This is a genomic window from Streptomyces tubbatahanensis (assembly GCF_022699385.1).
Classification (GTDB): Bacteria; Actinomycetota; Actinomycetes; order Streptomycetales; family Streptomycetaceae; genus Streptomyces; species Streptomyces diacarni.
Map to the genome: position 1 here is coordinate 3066993 of NZ_CP093846.1, position 18008 is coordinate 3085000.

General features: G+C 68.0%; 12 protein-coding genes and 2 rRNA genes (1 of these 14 only partly in view). 5 read left to right on the top strand and 9 right to left on the bottom strand.

Annotated features, from left to right (window positions below; translation table 11 throughout):
- Positions 1-90 precede the first annotated feature (90 nt).
- From MMF93_RS13140 to mtnA, 7 genes are all read right to left on the bottom strand, one after another.
- On the bottom strand, positions 91-843 hold the full coding sequence (locus MMF93_RS13140) for a response regulator (RefSeq protein WP_114013827.1): 753 nt from the start codon (positions 841-843) through the stop codon (positions 91-93).
- Positions 844-1015: 172 nt separating this feature from the next.
- A complete protein-coding gene (hpf, locus tag MMF93_RS13145) occupies positions 1016-1717 on the bottom strand; it encodes a ribosome hibernation-promoting factor, HPF/YfiA family (RefSeq protein WP_242751485.1) in 702 nt (233 codons plus the stop codon).
- 311 nt (positions 1718-2028) lie between these two features.
- Positions 2029-2700 (bottom strand): ComF family protein, encoded by a 672-nt coding sequence (locus tag MMF93_RS13150; protein WP_242751486.1) that lies wholly within the window; start codon positions 2698-2700, stop codon positions 2029-2031.
- A 306-nt stretch (positions 2701-3006) separates the two neighbouring features.
- Positions 3007-4893 carry an LpqB family beta-propeller domain-containing protein gene (locus MMF93_RS13155; RefSeq protein ID WP_423835414.1) on the bottom strand — a complete coding sequence of 629 codons (1887 nt, stop codon included), beginning with the start codon at positions 4891-4893 and terminating at the stop codon, positions 3007-3009.
- The gene (gene mtrB / locus MMF93_RS13160) at positions 4890-6863 is read right to left on the bottom strand and encodes an MtrAB system histidine kinase MtrB (protein WP_274709457.1); all 1974 of its coding nucleotides are present in this window, start codon (positions 6861-6863) and stop codon (positions 4890-4892) included. Before mtrB ends, MMF93_RS13155 begins: the two co-directional genes overlap by 4 nt.
- 1 nt (position 6864) lies before the next feature.
- On the bottom strand, positions 6865-7542 hold the full coding sequence (gene mtrA, locus MMF93_RS13165; RefSeq protein WP_114013830.1) for a two-component system response regulator MtrA: 678 nt from the start codon (positions 7540-7542) through the stop codon (positions 6865-6867).
- A 7-nt stretch (positions 7543-7549) separates the two neighbouring features.
- Entirely contained in the window at positions 7550-8674 is a 1125-nt protein-coding gene (gene mtnA / locus MMF93_RS13170) for an S-methyl-5-thioribose-1-phosphate isomerase (RefSeq protein ID WP_242751488.1), read from the bottom strand.
- A 132-nt stretch (positions 8675-8806) separates the two neighbouring features.
- On the opposite strand from mtnA, the gene MMF93_RS13175 reads away from it, so the two are divergent.
- Genes MMF93_RS13175 through MMF93_RS13195 form a run of 5 tightly spaced genes read left to right on the top strand, consistent with a single transcriptional unit; the run spans position 8807 to position 14490 of the window.
- Positions 8807-10195: a DUF7847 domain-containing protein gene (locus MMF93_RS13175; protein ID WP_242751489.1), complete on the top strand. Its 1389-nt coding sequence runs from the start codon at positions 8807-8809 to the stop codon at positions 10193-10195.
- A gap of 4 nt (positions 10196-10199) precedes the next feature.
- Positions 10200-10940 carry a DUF4129 domain-containing protein gene (locus MMF93_RS13180; RefSeq protein WP_242751490.1) on the top strand — a complete coding sequence of 247 codons (741 nt, stop codon included), beginning with the start codon at positions 10200-10202 and terminating at the stop codon, positions 10938-10940.
- Entirely contained in the window at positions 10937-12199 is a 1263-nt protein-coding gene (locus tag MMF93_RS13185; RefSeq protein WP_242751491.1) for a DUF4350 domain-containing protein, read from the top strand. The genes MMF93_RS13180 and MMF93_RS13185 overlap by 4 nt, the downstream gene beginning before the upstream one ends.
- Positions 12196-13161: an AAA family ATPase gene (locus MMF93_RS13190; RefSeq protein ID WP_242751492.1), complete on the top strand. Its 966-nt coding sequence runs from the start codon at positions 12196-12198 to the stop codon at positions 13159-13161. Before MMF93_RS13185 ends, MMF93_RS13190 begins: the two co-directional genes overlap by 4 nt.
- A gap of 18 nt (positions 13162-13179) precedes the next feature.
- Positions 13180-14490, top strand: a complete 1311-nt coding sequence (locus tag MMF93_RS13195) for a DUF58 domain-containing protein (protein ID WP_242751493.1) — start codon at positions 13180-13182, stop codon at positions 14488-14490.
- 333 nt (positions 14491-14823) lie between these two features.
- On the opposite strand, the gene rrf is transcribed toward MMF93_RS13195, so the two are convergent.
- A 5S ribosomal RNA gene (gene rrf, locus MMF93_RS13200) occupies positions 14824-14940 on the bottom strand.
- Between the two features lie 89 nt (positions 14941-15029).
- A 23S ribosomal RNA gene (locus tag MMF93_RS13205) occupies positions 15030-18008 on the bottom strand; it runs 149 nt beyond the window's last position.

Sequence of the window (18008 nt, forward strand, 5' to 3'; positions counted from 1 at the left end):
GAGGCACTGAGCTGTGAGGCACTGAGCTGTGAGCGAGCCGCCGACAGACCGCGCGCGGTCGGAAGGCCCGGGGTTTCTTCCGGCGTCCGCTCAGCGGATCTCCAGGATCTTCTCCCGCATCGCATAGACGACGGCTTCCATCCTGGAGTGCAGCTGGAGCTTCTCCAGGATGTTGCGCACGTGGTTCTTGACGGTGTTCTCGCTGATGAACAGCTCTTTGGCGATGTCGCGGTTGTTCATCCCGGTCGCCACCAGCTTGAGAACCTCCAGCTCGCGGTCGGTGAGCTTCGGCGCGGGCACGAGCTTGCTCTCGTCGGTCCGCTGGATCATCGACTTGAACTCGGTGAGCAGCTTGGCCGCCATCGAGGGGCTGATCTGCGACTGGCCGTCGGCCACGGCCCGGATCGCGGCGGAGACCTCGTCCGTGGAGATCTCCTTGAGGAGGTAGCCCGTGGCACCCGCCTTGATCGCGTCGTAGAGGTCGGCCTCCTCGTCGCTGATCGTCAGCATGATGATGCGGGCGCTGGGCGCCACCTCCTTGATGGCGGTACAGGCCTCGATACCGCCCCGTTTGGGCATGCGCACGTCCATCAGCACGATGTCGGGCAGCAGGTCGGCCGCCTTGTCCACCGCTTCGGCCCCGTCCCCGGCCTCCCCGACGACCTCGATGTCCTCCTCCTGCGCCAGGACGATCTCCAGTCCCCGGCGGAAGAGCTCGTGGTCGTCGACGACCAGCACTCTGATCGGCTCCTGGCACCGTTCCCGTGCGGGCGGGTCCGCCTCGGCCACCGGACCCGGGTGTGCATCGGGCATGGGCATCACGGGCCCGAAGCTGTCCACCATCGTTCCTCCCCCTGCACCTGTCTCGCCACCAACCCCGCTACGGAGAAAGGAGATTGGTGCGGGTCTTGATGTTACTCACGTCGGCGCCCCCGGCCGGGTTCCGATGACCTGCCGAGGGCGCGAACATCAAGCCGGTGACTCGCAGGGCTGTGCCGACCGTCCTGCGCCGTCGTCAGCCGCTGAGCGCTCCGCCCGCGCCGGGCGGCGGCTCCTCGACGAACGGATCCGGCTCCAGATGAATCACGCCGTAGTCGTAACCGTGCCGACGGTAGACGACGCTCGGCTGCTTGGTCTCGGAGTCGATGAACAGGTAGAAGTCGTGACCCACCAACTCCATCTCGTAGAGCGCTTGGTCAAGCGTCATGGGTGCCGCCGCGTGCGTTTTCTCCCGCACGATGAGCGGCCCTTCCCCCTGGACTTCCAGGGATCCCACCCTGGTGACCGCGGGCTGGCCGTCGGCCTCGGGGGGAGCGGCCACCGATCCGGCGGCCCCTTCGAGTTCTCCGTTGAGTTCCGACGCGAGGTGGGCGGTTGCCGCCGCCACACTCATCGGTGCGCGGCTTCCGCCACGGTGCACACGGCGCTTGTCGGCCTGCTTGCGCATCCGGGCCTCCAGCTTGCTGGAAGCCAGATCCAACGCCGCGTACGGGTCGGAGGCGGCTGCCTCCGCTCGGATGACCGGTCCACGGGTACGCAGGGTGATCTCCACCCTGTCGGAACGGTCGGCCTGCCGGGGGTTGTGCTCCTTGGCCACCTCGACCTCAAGGTTGATCACCTTGCCGTCGAGCTTCCTGACCTTTTCCAGCTTCTCGGCCACGTGCTTGCGGAACCGGTCGGGCACCTCTGTCTTACGGCCCTTGACGACGATGTCCACGCAGAACTCCGTTCCCGGACGGTCCGCGACACTCGGTGCGGAGCGTCCTTGGTGCACTGACGCCGGAGGTCGGCCCTCTTGCCGATGGCTCTCCGGCTCGAGGTCGGCTTGCGGGTTTCACCTCCTTCTCCCCCGGAGGGAAGATCGCCACCCAATCCGAACGTACCTCCACCGGGGGAGGCTCGGCACCCCCTACTGGCACGTACCTCCGATCAGGCGAGTCATCCCTCGTATCACCTGCAACGACGATCTCAATCTGGTAGTTCCAGCAATTGTCCCTTCGCTCACCGTGCGCGACGGTTCATGCCCGCTCATGTGTCGGCGCGCACGGCCAGCACCGCGGCCGAGTCCACTCCTCCCAGGGCTCTCGCCGCTTCCGCCAGCGAGGCGCCCGTTGTCATCACATCGTCCACCAGCACCACCCGCGCCGCACCCAGCAGCCGGGCTCCGGCTGGCGCCGGCTCCAGTGCTCCCGCAAGATTCGCGGTCCGCTGCGCCGCCGTCAGCCCCGCCTGGTCGACGACCCTGCGTCGCTGGCGCAGCACAGGCAGCACCCGGACGGCCATGCCCTCCCTCCTGAGCGTCCGCGCGGCCTCCCGCGCCAGCCGCCGTACCGGGTCGTGCCCCCGTCCCGCGACGGCCCGGCGCGCTGAGGGCACCGGGACGAGCGTGACCGGCGCCCCGCGCCCGGAGGACGGGCCGCCGCCCCGGGAAGGCGGCCCGCGCCGTGCACAGGCGGCGGAAGCGGGTGCGGCGAGCCCCACGGTGGCGGCCGGGGTGGCCTGCGGTGCGTTCGCGGCCAGGCGGACGGCCCGGGCCAGCACCGTCCCCAGTGGCGCGGCCAGCCCGAGGGCACCGCGCTCCTTGTGAGCCAGCAGCGCGGCCCGTACCCCGCCGGTGTACGTGAGCGCTCCGTACACCCGAGGCAGCCCGGACGGTACGCGCGAGGGCCACACCCGCCGCGGCACCGCGCCCTTCAGCACGCTGCTGCACTCTTCGCACAAACGGTCCCGCTCGCGCGGACGACCGCACCCGGCGCACCCCATGGGAAGCACCAGACCTGCGATTTCCCGCGGGAGGCTCTGCCATGACTCCCGCATGACCCCTACTGTGGCAGCACGGGTGCGACGCCACCAGCCCTGTGGACAACTCCCGGAACCGGCGTCCGCTGGCGGCCCCCGTGCTCGAACGTCTGGGGGAACGACGGGCGCTCCGTAGCAGGTCAGGCCGCGGGTCAGTCCGGGTCTGGGCGAGACGGTCCGGCCCCGTTCAGGTCGTACAGGCCGCGCTCATCCCGGGTAGGCCGGGGCGGATCCGGTCTCGGTGAGCATCTTCCAGGTCGCGTCCGGCGGCAGCCGCACGATGCCGTCCTCGGAGTCGGCGAGCAGCGGTTTGCTCTCGTCCTCCGAAGCGGCCACGCCGGTCACGTCGTTGATGCCGGGGAGGGCCGGCTGGTCCGAGATCGAGCCGTCCGTCTCCATGTACTGCACCTGCTGCACGCTGCCAGACTCGCGCCCCACCACCACGAGCCGGCTGCCGCCCGCCCACGAGGCCGCGGAGACGTCCTCCAGGTGCGGTGCGACCGGCCGCAGTTGTTCGACGGTCAGCTTCGGCTCTGCGGCGGTCCCTTCGCGCACCACCCGCCCCAGGTGCAGCGAGGTGTGTCCGTCCTGCTCCCGTACACGCAGCGCGATCCGCACCCCGTCCGAGGCGATCCGCAGCGACTCGATCCGCTCGTCGTCGGCGAGGTCCGGTACCCGCACCTCGTCCGGCTCGTCTTTGCCGCCGCGCAACCGCAGCAGTCGCCGGTTGTCCGGGTCCCGGTCCGCGACCCACAGATCGCCCAGCCCGTCCCAACTCGGCGCCGTCAACCGGTCCTTCTCGTGCGCGGCCTTGCTGGTGAGCACCGGGTCGCCGAGCACGGTGGAGGCGCTGCCGTCCAGCGAGGCGACGTACAGCGCGCGACGGCCGCGCGAGACGGCCGCCGCCTCGCTCTCGATCCGGTTGACCGCGACGGCCCCCATCTCCACGTGGCCGCTGCCCAGCGGTCCCGGCACGGGACGCGGCGACTCCTTGCTCTGGAACGCGGCGACCCGGTGGTCCTCGTCGATGAAGTACGCCTTCTTCGCACTCCCGTTGAGACGCCCCGGCTGGTACGGGGCGACCTGCTCCCGGGTGCGGGTGCACAGCTCGCGGTCGGTGGGGCCGGCCAGCTCGACCTTGCTGACCTTCGCGGAGGCCTGATCCTGTACGGCGTAGAGGACCTGTGCCGCCATGCGCCCGCACCGGGCCTGTCCCGCGGACGCGCCCCGTGCGTTCATCCGCACTCTGAGCACCCCCGAGTCGTTCAGCGACAGGTGCTGGTCCGGCGCCAGGCGCGTACCGCTCGGGAAGGAGGAGGTGACGACCGGATCGAGCCAGCCGGACGGCCCCTGGAGCAGCGCGGAGACCGTTTCGGTGACCGGATTGATGCGGCGCCGCAGATAAACGGGATCAGCGACGAGCACATTCTGTCCGTCCGTGATCGAATCTCCGTCCGGGCCCAGCTGCGCGTAGTAGTAGGTGTTGACGGGACGGTAGATGCGCTGGAAGTCGGACTCGCCCAGCAGGAGACCGTCAGGCATCTGGTCGATGCGCCACTGCTTGTCCACCTTCGTCAGGTGGAAGACCTCGCTGTAGTCGCCCTTGGAGGGCGAGTAGGCGTGCTTGCTGTCGACCTCCGCCATGCGCGTCCCGGAAATCTCGACGGAGTAGCCGTTTTCGGCGATCGCTCTGCTGCGGGGCGCCTTGCGTGCGCTCGGCCCGTCCGACAGCACCGTCGTCGACGCGAACGGGTCCCAGTCGCGTGCCATCCTCGGCGTCAGGTACTCCCGCGCGGTGGGAAAGGTCGCCTCGTCACTGGTGGTGGCCTCCAGGAAGCCCCGCACGATCTGGGTCGGCGTCTCCCCCTTCTGCGGGCTGACGCTGTAGACCCTCACCTGGGAGTCCGCCTCGGCGCGCCTGGAGGAGTCGACCTGGTCGACACTTCCGTCGTCCGGCATGGACGCGCACCCGGCCAGTAGTACGGCACACACCGCCGGCACCAGCAGCGCACGCGCACGGCGTGCCAGGCCCCGAGAGCGGCGCGGAGCGCGTGAGGCGGCGCCCAGTCGCTGCGAACGGCGCTCGCCCCTCATCCGCGCTCCCCTCCGAAACGTGCCCCTCCCGATCGGGCTTCGCCCGGTCTCGCCTCTCCTGGCCGCGTCTCTCCCGTCTGCCTGCCGTTCGCAGCGCCTCCCCCTGCCGGCAGCGCCGCGGACGGCCCCCGGGACGGCGCCGATCCGGCGGCCGCCAGCTCCCTCCTGCGCCGGGAGTCCTCCGGCTCCAGCCGCAACGGTGATCCCCGCAGCGGCTCCCCCGCGGTGCAGGGCACCACGAGCAGGAACTGCGACCCGTTCCCCTGCTCACCCCACGCGCGCAGCCATCCACCGTGCAGCCGTGCGTCCTCCAGCGCGATGGACAGCCCCAGGCCTGTGCCCCCCGTGGTCCTGGCCCGGGCCGGGTCGGCCCGCCAGAAGCGGTTGAAGACGCGCTCCGCTTCGCCTTCCTTGAGGCCGACTCCGTAGTCGCGCACCGCCACCGCCACAGCACCGCCCCCAGTCGCGAGCCGGACCACGACATCGCGGCCCTCGCCGTGCTCGACGGCGTTGCCCACGAGATTGCGCAGCACCCGCTCGATCCTGCGGCTGTCCACTTCGGCGATCACGGGCTGCTCGTCACCGCGCACGAGGATCCGACCGCCCTTCCGCTCGGCGAGCGGCTCGCACCCCTCGACGACCCGGTGGACGACGTCCCGCAGGTCGACAGGGCCCGGCTCCAGGTTGGCCGCACCGGCGTCAAACCTGCTGATCTCCAGCAGATCACCCAGCAGCGACTCGAATCTGTCCAGTTGCCCGAGCAGCAGTTCGGCCGACCGGGCCGTCGCCGGGTCGAAGTCCTCGCGCGCCTCATGGATGACGTCGGCCGCCATCCGCACCGTCGTCAGCGGCGTCCGCAACTCGTGTGAGACGTCCGAGACGAACCGCCGCTGCATCCGGGAAAGCTCCTCCAGCTGCTGGATCTTGTTCTGGAGGTTCTGCGCCATCTTGTTGAACGACTCACCCAGACGTGCGATGTCGTCCTCACCGGTGACCTTCATCCGCTCCTGGAGCCGCCCGGCCGCCAGCCGCTCGGAGATCCCCGCGGCCATCCGCACCGGCGTCACCACCTGCCGCACCACCAGCCACGCGATCGCGCCCAGCAGGACGACCACGAACACCCCCGCCGTGGCCAGCGTCCCCTTGACCAGGCTCAGCGACTCCTCCTCCTGGGTGAAGGGGAAGACGTAGTAGAGCTGGTAGGGATTGCCCCGCGCGTCGTTCAGGCGCTTGCCGACGATCAACGCCGGATCGCTGCTGCGGTCCTGGTGGTAGACCCGGGCGTAGCGGCGGTGGGGCCCTGGCTCGTCGTCCAGGGCCTTGCGCAGATCAGCTGGGACGCTGTCCTCGGGGCGGATGTCGCCGGTGGAGCGCGGGCCCCTGGTCGTGGTCGCGCTGTTGCCCAGGAACGGCGACTCGTCGTTCTCCGAGCCCAGCGCCACCACGGAGTAGACGCCTTGGCCGCCGCTGGCCAGCTGCTCGACCAGGTTGTTCAGCCACGTGCTCGAATTCTGGGTGCCCCGACCGCCACGGACGCCGTTGTCGATCACGGTGCCACCGGGCCCGGCGCCCGCACTGTCGGCCATGTGTTCGGCCGCGGCGAAGCCGCCGGAGGCCTGACTCTGCGCCGTCTTCTCCTTGGCCTCCAGCAGGCCGTTGCGCACCTGGCCGATGACGACCAGCCCCAGCAGGAGCACCACCCCAAGAGAGAGCAGCAGGGTGGCCACGACCACCCGCAGCTGGATGTTGCGTCGCCACAGCCGCATGACCGGCAGCAGCGGTCTGCGGACCCACCGCACGAAGAAGCGCACCATGGGGCGCGCGCCGGGACCCGTCGCGCCCTCCGGCAGCAGCCCGTCGGAGAACAGGACGCCACTTCTCCACAAACGCCCGAATTTGGAAATATCGGACTCCCGCCCCGTGCTCCGTCCCCCACCGGGGCGCGGCGGAGCCGAGGATGTGCGGGTCATCTCAGCTGGGCCCGGCCTTGTATCCGACGCCGCGCACGGTCACCACGATCTCCGGCCGCTCCGGGTCCCTCTCGACCTTGGAACGCAGCCGCTGCACATGCACGTTCACCAGACGGGTGTCCGCCGCGTGCCGGTAGCCCCACACCTGCTCCAGGAGCACCTCGCGCGTGAAGACCTGCCACGGCTTGCGCGCCAGCGCCACCAGGAGATCGAACTCGAGCGGTGTCAGGGCTATGGAGCGCCCGTCCCGCTTGACCGAATGCCCCGCCACGTCGATCACCAGATCGCCGATGGCCAGCTGCTCAGGCGCCGGCTCCTCGGACCGGCGCAGCCGGGCCCTGATCCGCGCCACCAGCTCCTTCGGCTTGAACGGCTTGACGATGTAGTCGTCAGCCCCGGACTCCAGCCCGACCACCACGTCGACCGTGTCCGTCTTCGCGGTGAGCATGACCACCGGCACCCCGGACTCCGCCCGGATCAGCCGGCACACCTCGATACCGTCCCGCCCGGGCAGCATCAGATCGAGCAGCACCAGATCCGGCTTGGTCTCCCGAAAGGCGGCAAGCGCCTTGTCACCATCCGCGACGAACGACGGTTCGAAGCCTTCTCCGCGCAGCACAATGCCGAGCATCTCTGCCAGTGCGGTGTCGTCGTCGACGACAAGGACGCGTCCCTTCATGACCTCATCATCCCATCAGCCGATCGCGACGCCTGCGTGACGCGGAACACAGCTCGGTGAGGCGCTCCGCCGTCACCGGAGAAGCCACCCCTTCGTCCGTCACCACAGCGGTGACCAGTTCGGACGGCGTCACATCGAACGCCGGATTGTATGCCTGCGCCCCCACAGGAGCCAGAGCCCGCCTCTCCTCCCCCTCTGCCTCAGAAAGGCCACTCCCGCCCCACGGCCCCACGGTCACCTCGTGCGCGGCCCGCTGCTCGACCTCGATGTCACACCCCGAAGCCGTAGCCGGATCGATCGTCGTCACCGGAGCCACCACCACGAACGGCACCCGGTGGTGCCTCGCCAGCACCGCCAGCGGATACGTCCCCACCTTGTTCGCCACCGAGCCGTCCGCCGCGATCCGGTCGGCCCCCACCAGCACCGCGTCCACCTCGCCAGAGGCGAACAACGAACCGGCCGCACCGTCGGTCAGCACGCTGTAGGCCATCCCGGCCTTCGCCGCCTCGTACGCAGTCAACCGCGCCCCCTGCAACAACGGCCGTGTCTCCCCCACCCACAGCCGCCGCAGTGCGCCTGCCCGATGCACCGCCTTGACGACGGCCAGCGCCGTACCTTCCCCGCCGGAAACCAGCCTCCCGGTGTTGCAGTGCGTCAGGACCCGCAGCCCACCACCGGGCACCAGCTCCTCCAACAGCGCGCTTCCGTGCCCGGCCAGCCGGTCGCTGCTCTCGGCGTCCTCCCGGTGCAGCGCCCGCGCCTGCGCCAACGCACGCACGGCCGCGGCCCCCGCCCCCTCGCCCGCGCGTGCCGCCTCCCGGTAGGCCGCCTCCACACGGCGGGCACCGTAGGCGAGGTTCACCGCCGTCGGCCGCGCGCTCGCCAGCTGCTCCGCCGCGTCCGCCACATCGACCCCCCGCGCCGCGGCGAGTGCCACCCCGTAGCCGCCGGCGATCCCGAGCACCGGCGCACCCCGCACCGCCAGCGACTGGATGGCATCCACCAGAGCCGGCACATCCGTGCACACCAACTCGGTCTCCTCACGCGGGAGCCGCCTCTGGTCGAGGAGCACCACGGCGGGCCCCTCCGGCAACTCCTCGTAACGGATTACGGGCACACCCTCTTCAGCCATCCGCCCAGTCTGCCCTCTCCTCGCAAGCCACTAGAAGGGCATGGGCCGCTCCCGCCTGGCCTCGGGCGCACCAGCCCGTGGCACGATGGTCAGCCAACCAGGCACGGGACTACCCACACGAGGTGACCTCACGTGAACGACTCCCCGGGCTGGGCCGCGCCCGGATCCTCCTCGCCCGAACCCGACCCCGCCGACCCGGCCCACGCCGAGAACGGCAGCGGAGCGGAGGCCGAGAAGGCCCAGGGCACCCCGGGCGACGACACGGAGCACACCACCTCCCCCATTCCGCCGCAGTCCCCGCCCAACGAGCCCGCGGACCAGCGCCCTCCCAACTGGGCCCCCGAGCAGCCTCCCGCCGCCCCGCGCAGCTGGACCTGGGGCAGCCAGAGCGGAACGCCCACCGCGGGCCAAGGACCGCAGCCCGGATACGGACCCACCCGAGGCCGCGGATGGGGCCCCACCCCGCCGCCGCCCGGCGGCCCAGGGCCGCGCCAGCCCGGCTGGCACTCCGGCTGGGCGCAGCAGCCCCAGCCGCCCAAGCCCGGTGTCGTCCCCCTGCGCCCCCTCGGCGTGGGCGAAGTCCTCGACGGCTCGGTCAGCACCATGCGGGCACACTGGCGCACCGTACTGGGCATCTCCCTCGCCGTCGCAGTCATCACCGAAGTGGTGGCCGCCCTGGTCATGGGCCTCTGGCTCAACGACACCAGCGAACTCGACGCCCTCGCCAACAACGACAACCCCAGCCTGGACGAACTGAACAACGCCCTCAGCGGCATGCTCAGCAGTCTCGCCGTCGTGGCCGTCGTCGGCATGCTGGGCAGCGTGATCGCCACGGCAATGCTGACCGTCGTCGTCAGCCGCGCGGTCCTCGGCCGCTCCGTCACCCTGGGGGAAGCCTGGCGCGACTCCCGTCCTCAGCTCCTGCGCCTCCTCGGCCTGCTGATCCTCATCCCCCTCCTGGTCTCCGTGGCCATGGCGATCTGCTTGCTCCCGGGCCTTCTCGTCTCGTTCACCGGCGTCGGCAGCCTGGCGATCGTCCTCCTCTTCTTCGGTTTCCTCGGCGGCATCGTCGCCGCTGTCTGGATGTGGGTGCGCTTCTGCCTCGCACCGCCCGCGCTGATGCTGGAGAAACAAGGACTGATCGCAGCGATGCGCCGCTCGGGCAAACTCGTCAGCGGCAGTTGGTGGCGCATCCTGGGCATTCAGCTCCTGGCATTCGTTTTGGTCACCGCCATCTCCTTCGTCGTCTCGATCCCGACCACCGCACTCACCGCACTCGTCAGCGGAGGAACGGCGCTCACCGACACCGCCGCCGCAACCGGCTGGACATCGCTGATCATCAACGGCATCGGCTCCGTCGTGGCCTCGACCATCTCCCTCCCCCTCAACGCCGGCATCACCGCACTCCTCTACCTCGACCAGCGCATCCGGCGCGAGGCACTCGACCTCGAACTGGCCCGCGCCGCAGGGGTCCCCGGCTACGAGTTCCGCGACACCGAGCCGCCCGCGCCGGGAAGCTGAGGTCATGCCGGGGGGTATCGCAAGCGGCTCGTCGCTCCACACAGCCGCGCTCCGCCAAGCGGTGGGCGTGGCCGTGCCCGGTGATCACGACGTTCCGGTCACCACCCCCCGGCTGCCCGCCCGGGAGGACGCCGAGCGCGAACTGTCCAGACCCGAATACCACCAGCACGACCCTCCTCTCTACCAACGCGCCCTCGACTGGCTGTGGCATCACCTCACCGACCTGCTGAACACCGCCGCGGCAGCAACCCCCGGTGGCTGGGTCGGCCTGCTCGCCGTCTGTCTCCTCATCGCCCTCCTGCTCCTCTCTCTCCGCCTACGTCTGGGCAGACTCCGCCCCGCGCCGTCCACAGACCCCGGCGCCCTCTTCACCGACCGCACGCGCAGCGCCGCAGAACACCGGACAGCCGCCGAGAACCACGCCCAGGCCGGCAACTGGAACGCCGCCGTCCAGGAGCGCATGCGCGGCATCGTCCGCTCCCTCGAAGAACGCGCCCTGCTCGACGCCCGCCCCGGCCGAACCGCCGACGAGGCCGCGGCCGAAGCGGGCCAGGCACTGCCACACCACTCCGCACGACTTCACGCAGCCGCCCGCACCTTCGACGAAGTGACCTACGCCGACCGTCCGGCCGACCGCACCTCCTACGAGGACCTGCGCGACCTGGACGCCGCGCTCCTCCGCACACCCCCTCCCAGCCCCCAGCTCGCCTCCCCCACTCCGAGCCGCCGAGGGGAAACCCTGTGACGGTCACGGCCCCTACCTCGACCTCTCCGACAGCCCGCCACCTGTGGCGACGGGCCCGCGGATTGCTCCTGGCCGCCGCCATCATCGCGGTGACCGCAGTCGTCCTCGCCGCCCTGCGCTCCGGCGACGAGAACGGCGCTCTCGACCCCCGCTCAACGGCCCCCTACGGGAGTAAGGCCGTCTCCCGCCTCCTGTCCGATCACGGCGTGCGGACGAAGGTACTCACCGACCCCGCGCAGCTGCGCACCTCGGTGGGCCCCGACACCACTGTGGTCGTGCCGTTCCCCGACTCACTCGGTGACGACCGGCGCACAGTTCTTCGAACAGCCACGCGCAGAAGCGGCCGCACCGTTCTCCTCGCCCCGAACCCCCAAACCACCGCTGCCCTTACCCAAGGCGTCCGCACCGCCGCTCCTACCCAGGTACGCACGACGGCCCCAGCCTGCGGCCTCCCCGCCGCTCACCGTGCCGGCGACGCCGACCTCGGTGGCTTCCGCTACAGCACCGACGCGAAGACCGCCGACTCCTGCTACCTCCACGACGGCAAAGCCACCCTCCTGCGCGTTCCCCGCTCCGACCCCGCAGGCCCTGGCACGGCCGGAGACACGGTGCTCCTGGGATCACCCGCCCCCCTCTACAACAAGCACCTGGACGAACACGGCAACGCCTCCCTCAGCCTGCAAGTCCTCGGAGCCCATTCCCAGCTGCTGTGGTACCTCCCCGCAACGACCGACGCCGGCCCCGCCCCGAGCGAGGAGCGCGGCTTCCTCGACCTCCTCCCCAGCGGCTGGTCGTGGGCAGCACTCCAGCTCGCCATCGCCGCCGCCTTCGCCGCGCTCTGGAGGGCACGGCGACTCGGTCCGCTCGTCACCGAGCAGCTCCCCGTCCACGTACCGGCCGCCGAGGCCACCGAAGGCAGAGCGCGCCTCTATCGTCGCGCCAACGCCCGCGGCCACGCGGCCGATGCCCTTCGCGCTGCCACCCGGACCCGGCTCGCTCCGCGGATCGGAGTGCCTCTCGCAGAGGCGCACCGCTCCGAGAGCATGCTTCCGGCCTTGGCCGACCAGACAGCCGGCGCCGCCGACACCGATGGCACCCGGATCCAGCCCGATGCCCTTCGCTCCCTCCTCTTCGGCCCCCCACCCCGGGACGACGCCGCGCTGATTGCCCTCGCCGACGATCTCGATCGCCTGGAGCGGCGCGTCCTCGGCCACACCGGCCCCGACACACCATCGACAGACAAGGACGTCCGCTCGTGAGCGCCCCCTCCGCAGACAGCGCCCGCACCGCCCTCGATGCACTCCGCCAGGAAATCTCCAAGGCCGTCGTGGGCCAGGACGCGGCGGTCACCGGCCTCGTCGTCGCACTGCTGTGCCGAGGCCACGTTTTGCTGGAGGGCGTGCCAGGTGTCGCCAAGACGCTACTCGTCCGCACCCTGGCCGGCGCTCTCGAACTCGGCACCAAACGTGTCCAGTTCACCCCCGATCTGATGCCCAGCGACGTCACCGGCTCGCTGGTCTACGACGCGCGGGCCGCCGAGTTCTCCTTCCAGCCCGGACCCGTCTTCACCCATCTCCTTCTCGCCGACGAGATCAACCGCACCCCGCCCAAGACCCAGGCCGCCCTCCTGGAGGCCATGGAAGAACACCAGGTCACCGTCGATGGAACACCCCGCGCCCTGCCGGACCCGTTTCTCGTCGCAGCCACACAGAACCCCGTCGAGTACGAGGGCACCTATCCTCTTCCCGAAGCACAGCTCGACCGTTTCTTGTTGAAGCTGCACGTCCCCCTGCCCTCGCGGGACGCCGAGATCGACGTCCTGACACGGCACGCCTCGGGTTTCGATCCGAAGAACCTGCCTGCCGCGGGCGTACGTCCTGTGGCCGGGCCCGCCGAGATCGAGGCGGCCCGCGCGGCTGTGGGCGCCGTCTCTCTGGCCCCGGACATCACCGGCTACATCGTCGATATCTGCCGTGCCACTCGCGATTCCCCCTCACTCGCGCTCGGAGTCTCGCCCCGAGGCGCCACCGCCCTGCTCTCCACCGCCCGTGCCTGGGCCTGGCTCGCCGGCCGGGACTACGTCATCCCCGACGACGTCAAAGCCTTCGCGCCCTCCACGCTCCGACACCGCGTCCAGCTCCGGCCCGAGGCCGAGATGGAAGGCATCACCGCGGACAGCGTGATCACTTCGATCCTTTCCCACGTCCCGGTCCCCCGCTGAGAGAGTCGGCTCCCTCCCATGGCCCTCACTGGACGAACAGCACTCATCGCCGCCCTCGGAGCGCTCTTCGTAGGACTCGTACAGCCCAGTTGGACCGGCCTGCTCGCCGTCGAACTTCTCTTGCTGCTTGCCATCGTCACCGACCTCGCCTGGGCAGCGCCAGTGAATCGGCTGGTGTTCACCCGAAGCGGTGACACCTCAGTTCGACTAGGCGAACACCTGTCCGTCTCTCTTGTTGTCAGCAACCCCAGCCGTCGCACCCTGCACGCCCATCTCCGCGATGCCTGGCCGCCAAGTTGCCGCGCGGGCGCCTCATCACCCGAGACCGACCGACATCACCTGCGCATCCCCTCCCGAGAACGGCGACGCCTCACCACAAGCCTGCAGCCCACCCGGCGGGGCGATCGAGAGGCCGAGCGCGTCACCGTGCGCTCGTACGGCCCACTCGGTCTTGCCGCCCGGCAAGGCAACCACGACGTCCCCTGGACGATTCGCGTGCTGCCGGCCTTCAACAGCCGCAAACACCTCCCGGCCAAGTTGGCCCGTCTCCGGGAGCTCGACGGCCGGACAAGTGTTCTGACACGCGGCGAAGGGACCGAGTTCGACAGCCTCCGTGACTACGCCCCCGGTGACGACACCCGCTCCATCGACTGGCGGGCCACCGCCCGCCAGTCGACCGTGGCGGTGCGAACATGGCGGCCCGAACGCGACCGCAGAGTACTCATGGTCCTCGACACGGGCCGGACCTCCGCCGGCAGACTCGGGGACCTGCCTCGGCTCGACATCTCCATGGATGCCGCGCTCCTGCTCGCCGCATTGGCCTCCCGGGCCGGCGACAGGGTTGATCTTCTCGCACACGATCGAGCGACCAGGTCCCGGGTTTCCGGACGTTCCGGGCCTCACCTGCTGCCCACGCTGATCGACGGAATGGCCCGACTGGAACCGGCGCTCATCGAGTCCGACCTTCGGGGTCTCGCATCAGCCGCCCTGCGTATGACACCACAGCGGTCACTTCTGGTCCTCTTCACCGGTCTCGACCGGGCCCCGGTCGAGGAAGGACTGCTGCCCGTCCTACCGCTCCTGGCCCAGCGGCACACCGTTGTCCTCGCGACGGTCGCAGATCCCCGGATCCAGGAGATGGCCGGTGCCCGCGGCACCCTCGACGCCGTCTACGAGGCGGCAGCCGCAGCGCAAGCACAAGCGGAACGCCGTGAAACCGCGGCGCTCCTACGCCGGTACGGGGTCACTGTCGTGGACGCCCCACCCGCTCAGCTCGCTCCGGCGCTAGCCGACACGTACCTGGCACTCAAAGCAGCGGGGCGGCTGTAGAGAGCGGCGGCGCGGTTGGAAGAGAGTCGAAGCGGTCGCGAACAGGGAGCTTTCGTCGCGCGACCGAGACAGGGGGCGTAGGGGTGTGGCCGGGATCCTCCGGCGATTGATTGCTTGCGGAAGGTCTGCACGGGCATTGTGGACGTCGCTCGGAGCCACAGTGCCGTGCCGCGGGCCGACGTCCGGGCAAGGGTCGCCAATTGTGCCGTCCGGACGTGGGTGGGCCAATTTTCAGTGCCTGGACTCCAGCCCGCTCAAAACCTGTAGAAAAACGTCCCGTCAACGCGGAAAAGCCCCGTTGGCGTGTGCCAACGGGGCTTTCCCTCACAAAGAGTTCGGCGGCGTCCTACTCTCCCACACGCTCCCGCATGCAGTACCATCGGCGCTGAAAGGCTTAGCTTCCGGGTTCGGAATGTAACCGGGCGTTTCCCTCACGCTATGACCACCGAAACACTACGAAACACAACCGGCACAACCCCACAACACGTGGGGGTGCTCGGGTTGTTGTCTCAGAACCCACACAGTGGACGCGAGCCTCTATGGACAAGCCCTCGGCCTATTAGTACCGGTCACCTCCACCCATTACTGGGCTTCCAGATCCGGCCTATCAACCCCGTCATCTCCAGGGAGCCTTACCCTCTCAAAGGAGGCAGGAGTCCTCATCTCGAAGCAGGCTTCCCGCTTAGATGCTTTCAGCGGTTATCCTTCCCGAACGTAGCCAACCAGCCATGCCCTTGGCAGAACAACTGGCACACCAGAGGTCCGTCCGTCCCGGTCCTCTCGTACTAGGGACAGCCCTTCTCAAGACTCCAACGCGCGCAGCGGATAGGGACCGAACTGTCTCACGACGTTCTAAACCCAGCTCGCGTACCGCTTTAATGGGCGAACAGCCCAACCCTTGGGACCGACTCCAGCCCCAGGATGCGACGAGCCGACATCGAGGTGCCAAACCATCCCGTCGATATGGACTCTTGGGGAAGATCAGCCTGTTATCCCCGGGGTACCTTTTATCCGTTGAGCGACGGCGCTTCCACAAGCCACCGCCGGATCACTAGTCCCGACTTTCGTCCCTGCTCGACCCGTCAGTCTCACAGTCAAGCTCCCTTGTGCACTTACACTCACCACCTGATGACCAACCAGGCTGAGGGAACCTTTGGGCGCCTCCGTTACCATTTAGGAGGCAACCGCCCCAGTTAAACTACCCACCAGACACTGTCCCCGATCCGGATCACGGACCCAGGTTAGACATCCAGCACGACCAGAGTGGTATTTCAACAACGACTCCACGAACACTGGCGTGCCCGCATCACAGTCTCCCACCTATCCTACACAAGCCGAACCGAACACCAATATCAAGCTATAGTAAAGGTCCCGGGGTCTTTCCGTCCTGCTGCGCGAAACGAGCATCTTTACTCGTAGTGCAATTTCACCGGGTCTATGGTTGAGACAGTCAAGAAGTCGTTACGCCATTCGTGCAGGTCGGAACTTACCCGACAAGGAATTTCGCTACCTTAGGATGGTTATAGTTACCACCGCCGTTTACTGGCGCTTAAGTTCTCAGCTTCACCACACCGAAATGTGACTAACCGGTCCCCTTAACGTTCCAGCACCGGGCAGGCGTCAGTCCGTATACCTCGCCTTACGGCTTCGCACGGACCTGTGTTTTTAGTAAACAGTCGCTTCTCGCTGGTCTCTGCGGCCACCCCCAGCTCACACTGCAAAAGTGATCACCAGGTGTGGCCCCCCTTCTCCCGAAGTTACGGGGGCATTTTGCCGAGTTCCTTAACCATAGTTCACCCGAACGCCTCGGTATTCTCTACCAGACCACCTGAGTCGGTTTAGGGTACGGGCCGCCACACACCTCGCTAGAGGCTTTTCTCGACAGCACAGGATCATCCACTTCACCACAAACGGCTCGGCATCAGGTCTCACCCCTGTAACGAGGAACGGATTTACCTACTCCTCGGGCTACACCCTTACCCCGGGACAACCACCGCCCGGGATGGACTACCTCACTGCGTCACCCCATCACTCACCTACTACAGACTTGGACCGTCGGCTCCACCACTCCCGAAACCAGCAAAGCCGGCACGGACGGTTTCACGGACTTAGCATCACCTGATTCGATGTTGATCGCTGCATAGCGGGTACCGGAATATCAACCGGTTCTCCATCGACTACGCCTGTCGGCCTCGCCTTAGGTCCCGACTTACCCTGGGCAGATCAGCTTGACCCAGGAACCCTTAGTCAATCGGCGCACACGTTTCTCACGCATGTATCGCTACTCATGCCTGCATTCTCACTCGTGAACCATCCACAACTCGCTTCCACGGCTGCTTCACCCGGCACACGACGCTCCCCTACCCACCCCAACAGGCGTTAGCCCTCACGTTGGAGTGACACGACTTCGGCGGTGTACTTGAGCCCCGCTACATTGTCGGCGCGGAATCACTTGACCAGTGAGCTATTACGCACTCTTTCAAGGATGGCTGCTTCTAAGCCAACCTCCTGGTTGTCTCTGCGACTCCACATCCTTTCCCACTTAGCACACGCTTAGGGGCCTTAGTCGATGCTCTGGGCTGTTTCCCTCTCGACCATGGAGCTTATCCCCCACAGTCTCACTGCCGCGCTCTCACTTACCGGCATTCGGAGTTTGGCTAAGGTCAGTAACCCGGTAAGGCCCATCGCCTATCCAGTGCTCTACCTCCGGCAAGAAACACACGACGCTGCACCTAAATGCATTTCGGGGAGAACCAGCTATCACGGAGTTTGATTGGCCTTTCACCCCTAACCACAGGTCATCCCCCAGGTTTTCAACCCTGGTGGGTTCGGGCCTCCACGAAGTCTTACCTCCGCTTCACCCTGCCCATGGCTAGATCACTCCGCTTCGGGTCTTGAACACGCTACTCAAACGCCCTCTTCGGACTCGCTTTCGCTACGGCTCCCCCACACGGGTTAACCTCGCAACATGCCGCAAACTCGCAGGCTCATTCTTCAAAAGGCACGCAGTCACGACATCACATGCGAGCATGTGATGCGACGCTCCCACGGCTTGTAGGCACACGGTTTCAGGTACTCTTTCACTCCGCTCCCGCGGTACTTTTCACCATTCCCTCACGGTACTATCCGCTATCGGTCACCAGGGAATATTTAGGCTTAACGGGTGGTCCCGCCAGATTCACACAGGATTTCTCGGGCCCCATGCTACTTGGGTGGCTCCCAAACGAGCCGCTGACATTTCAGCTACGGGGGTCTTACCCTCTACGCCGGGCCTTTCGCATGCCCTTCGCCTACATCAACGGTTTCTCACTCGCCTCATGGCCGGCAGACCATAAAAGAAAGCTCCCACAACCCCGCATGCGCAACCCCTGCCGGGTCTCACACACATACGGTTTAGCCTCCTCCGGTTTCGCTCACCACTACTCCCGGAATCACGGTTGTTTTCTCTTCCTACGGGTACTGAGATGTTTCACTTCCCCGCGTTCCCTCCACACCGCCTATACATTCAGCGGCAGGTG

Excerpts from the sequence above, each read along its gene's own strand:
- MMF93_RS13180 (WP_242751490.1), top strand. The coding sequence starts at position 10,200 with ATGCCGGGGGGTATCGCAAGCGGCTCGTCGCTCCACACAGCCGCGCTC.
- mtnA (WP_242751488.1), bottom strand. The coding sequence starts at position 8,674 with ATGGCTGAAGAGGGTGTGCCCGTAATCCGTTACGAGGAGTTGCCGGAG.
- mtrA (WP_114013830.1), bottom strand. The coding sequence starts at position 7,542 with ATGAAGGGACGCGTCCTTGTCGTCGACGACGACACCGCACTGGCAGAG.
- MMF93_RS13195 (WP_242751493.1), top strand. The coding sequence starts at position 13,180 with ATGGCCCTCACTGGACGAACAGCACTCATCGCCGCCCTCGGAGCGCTC.
- MMF93_RS13140 (WP_114013827.1), bottom strand. The coding sequence starts at position 843 with ATGGTGGACAGCTTCGGGCCCGTGATGCCCATGCCCGATGCACACCCG.
- MMF93_RS13155 (WP_423835414.1), bottom strand. The coding sequence starts at position 4,893 with ATGAGGGGCGAGCGCCGTTCGCAGCGACTGGGCGCCGCCTCACGCGCT.
- mtrB (WP_274709457.1), bottom strand. The coding sequence starts at position 6,863 with ATGACCCGCACATCCTCGGCTCCGCCGCGCCCCGGTGGGGGACGGAGC.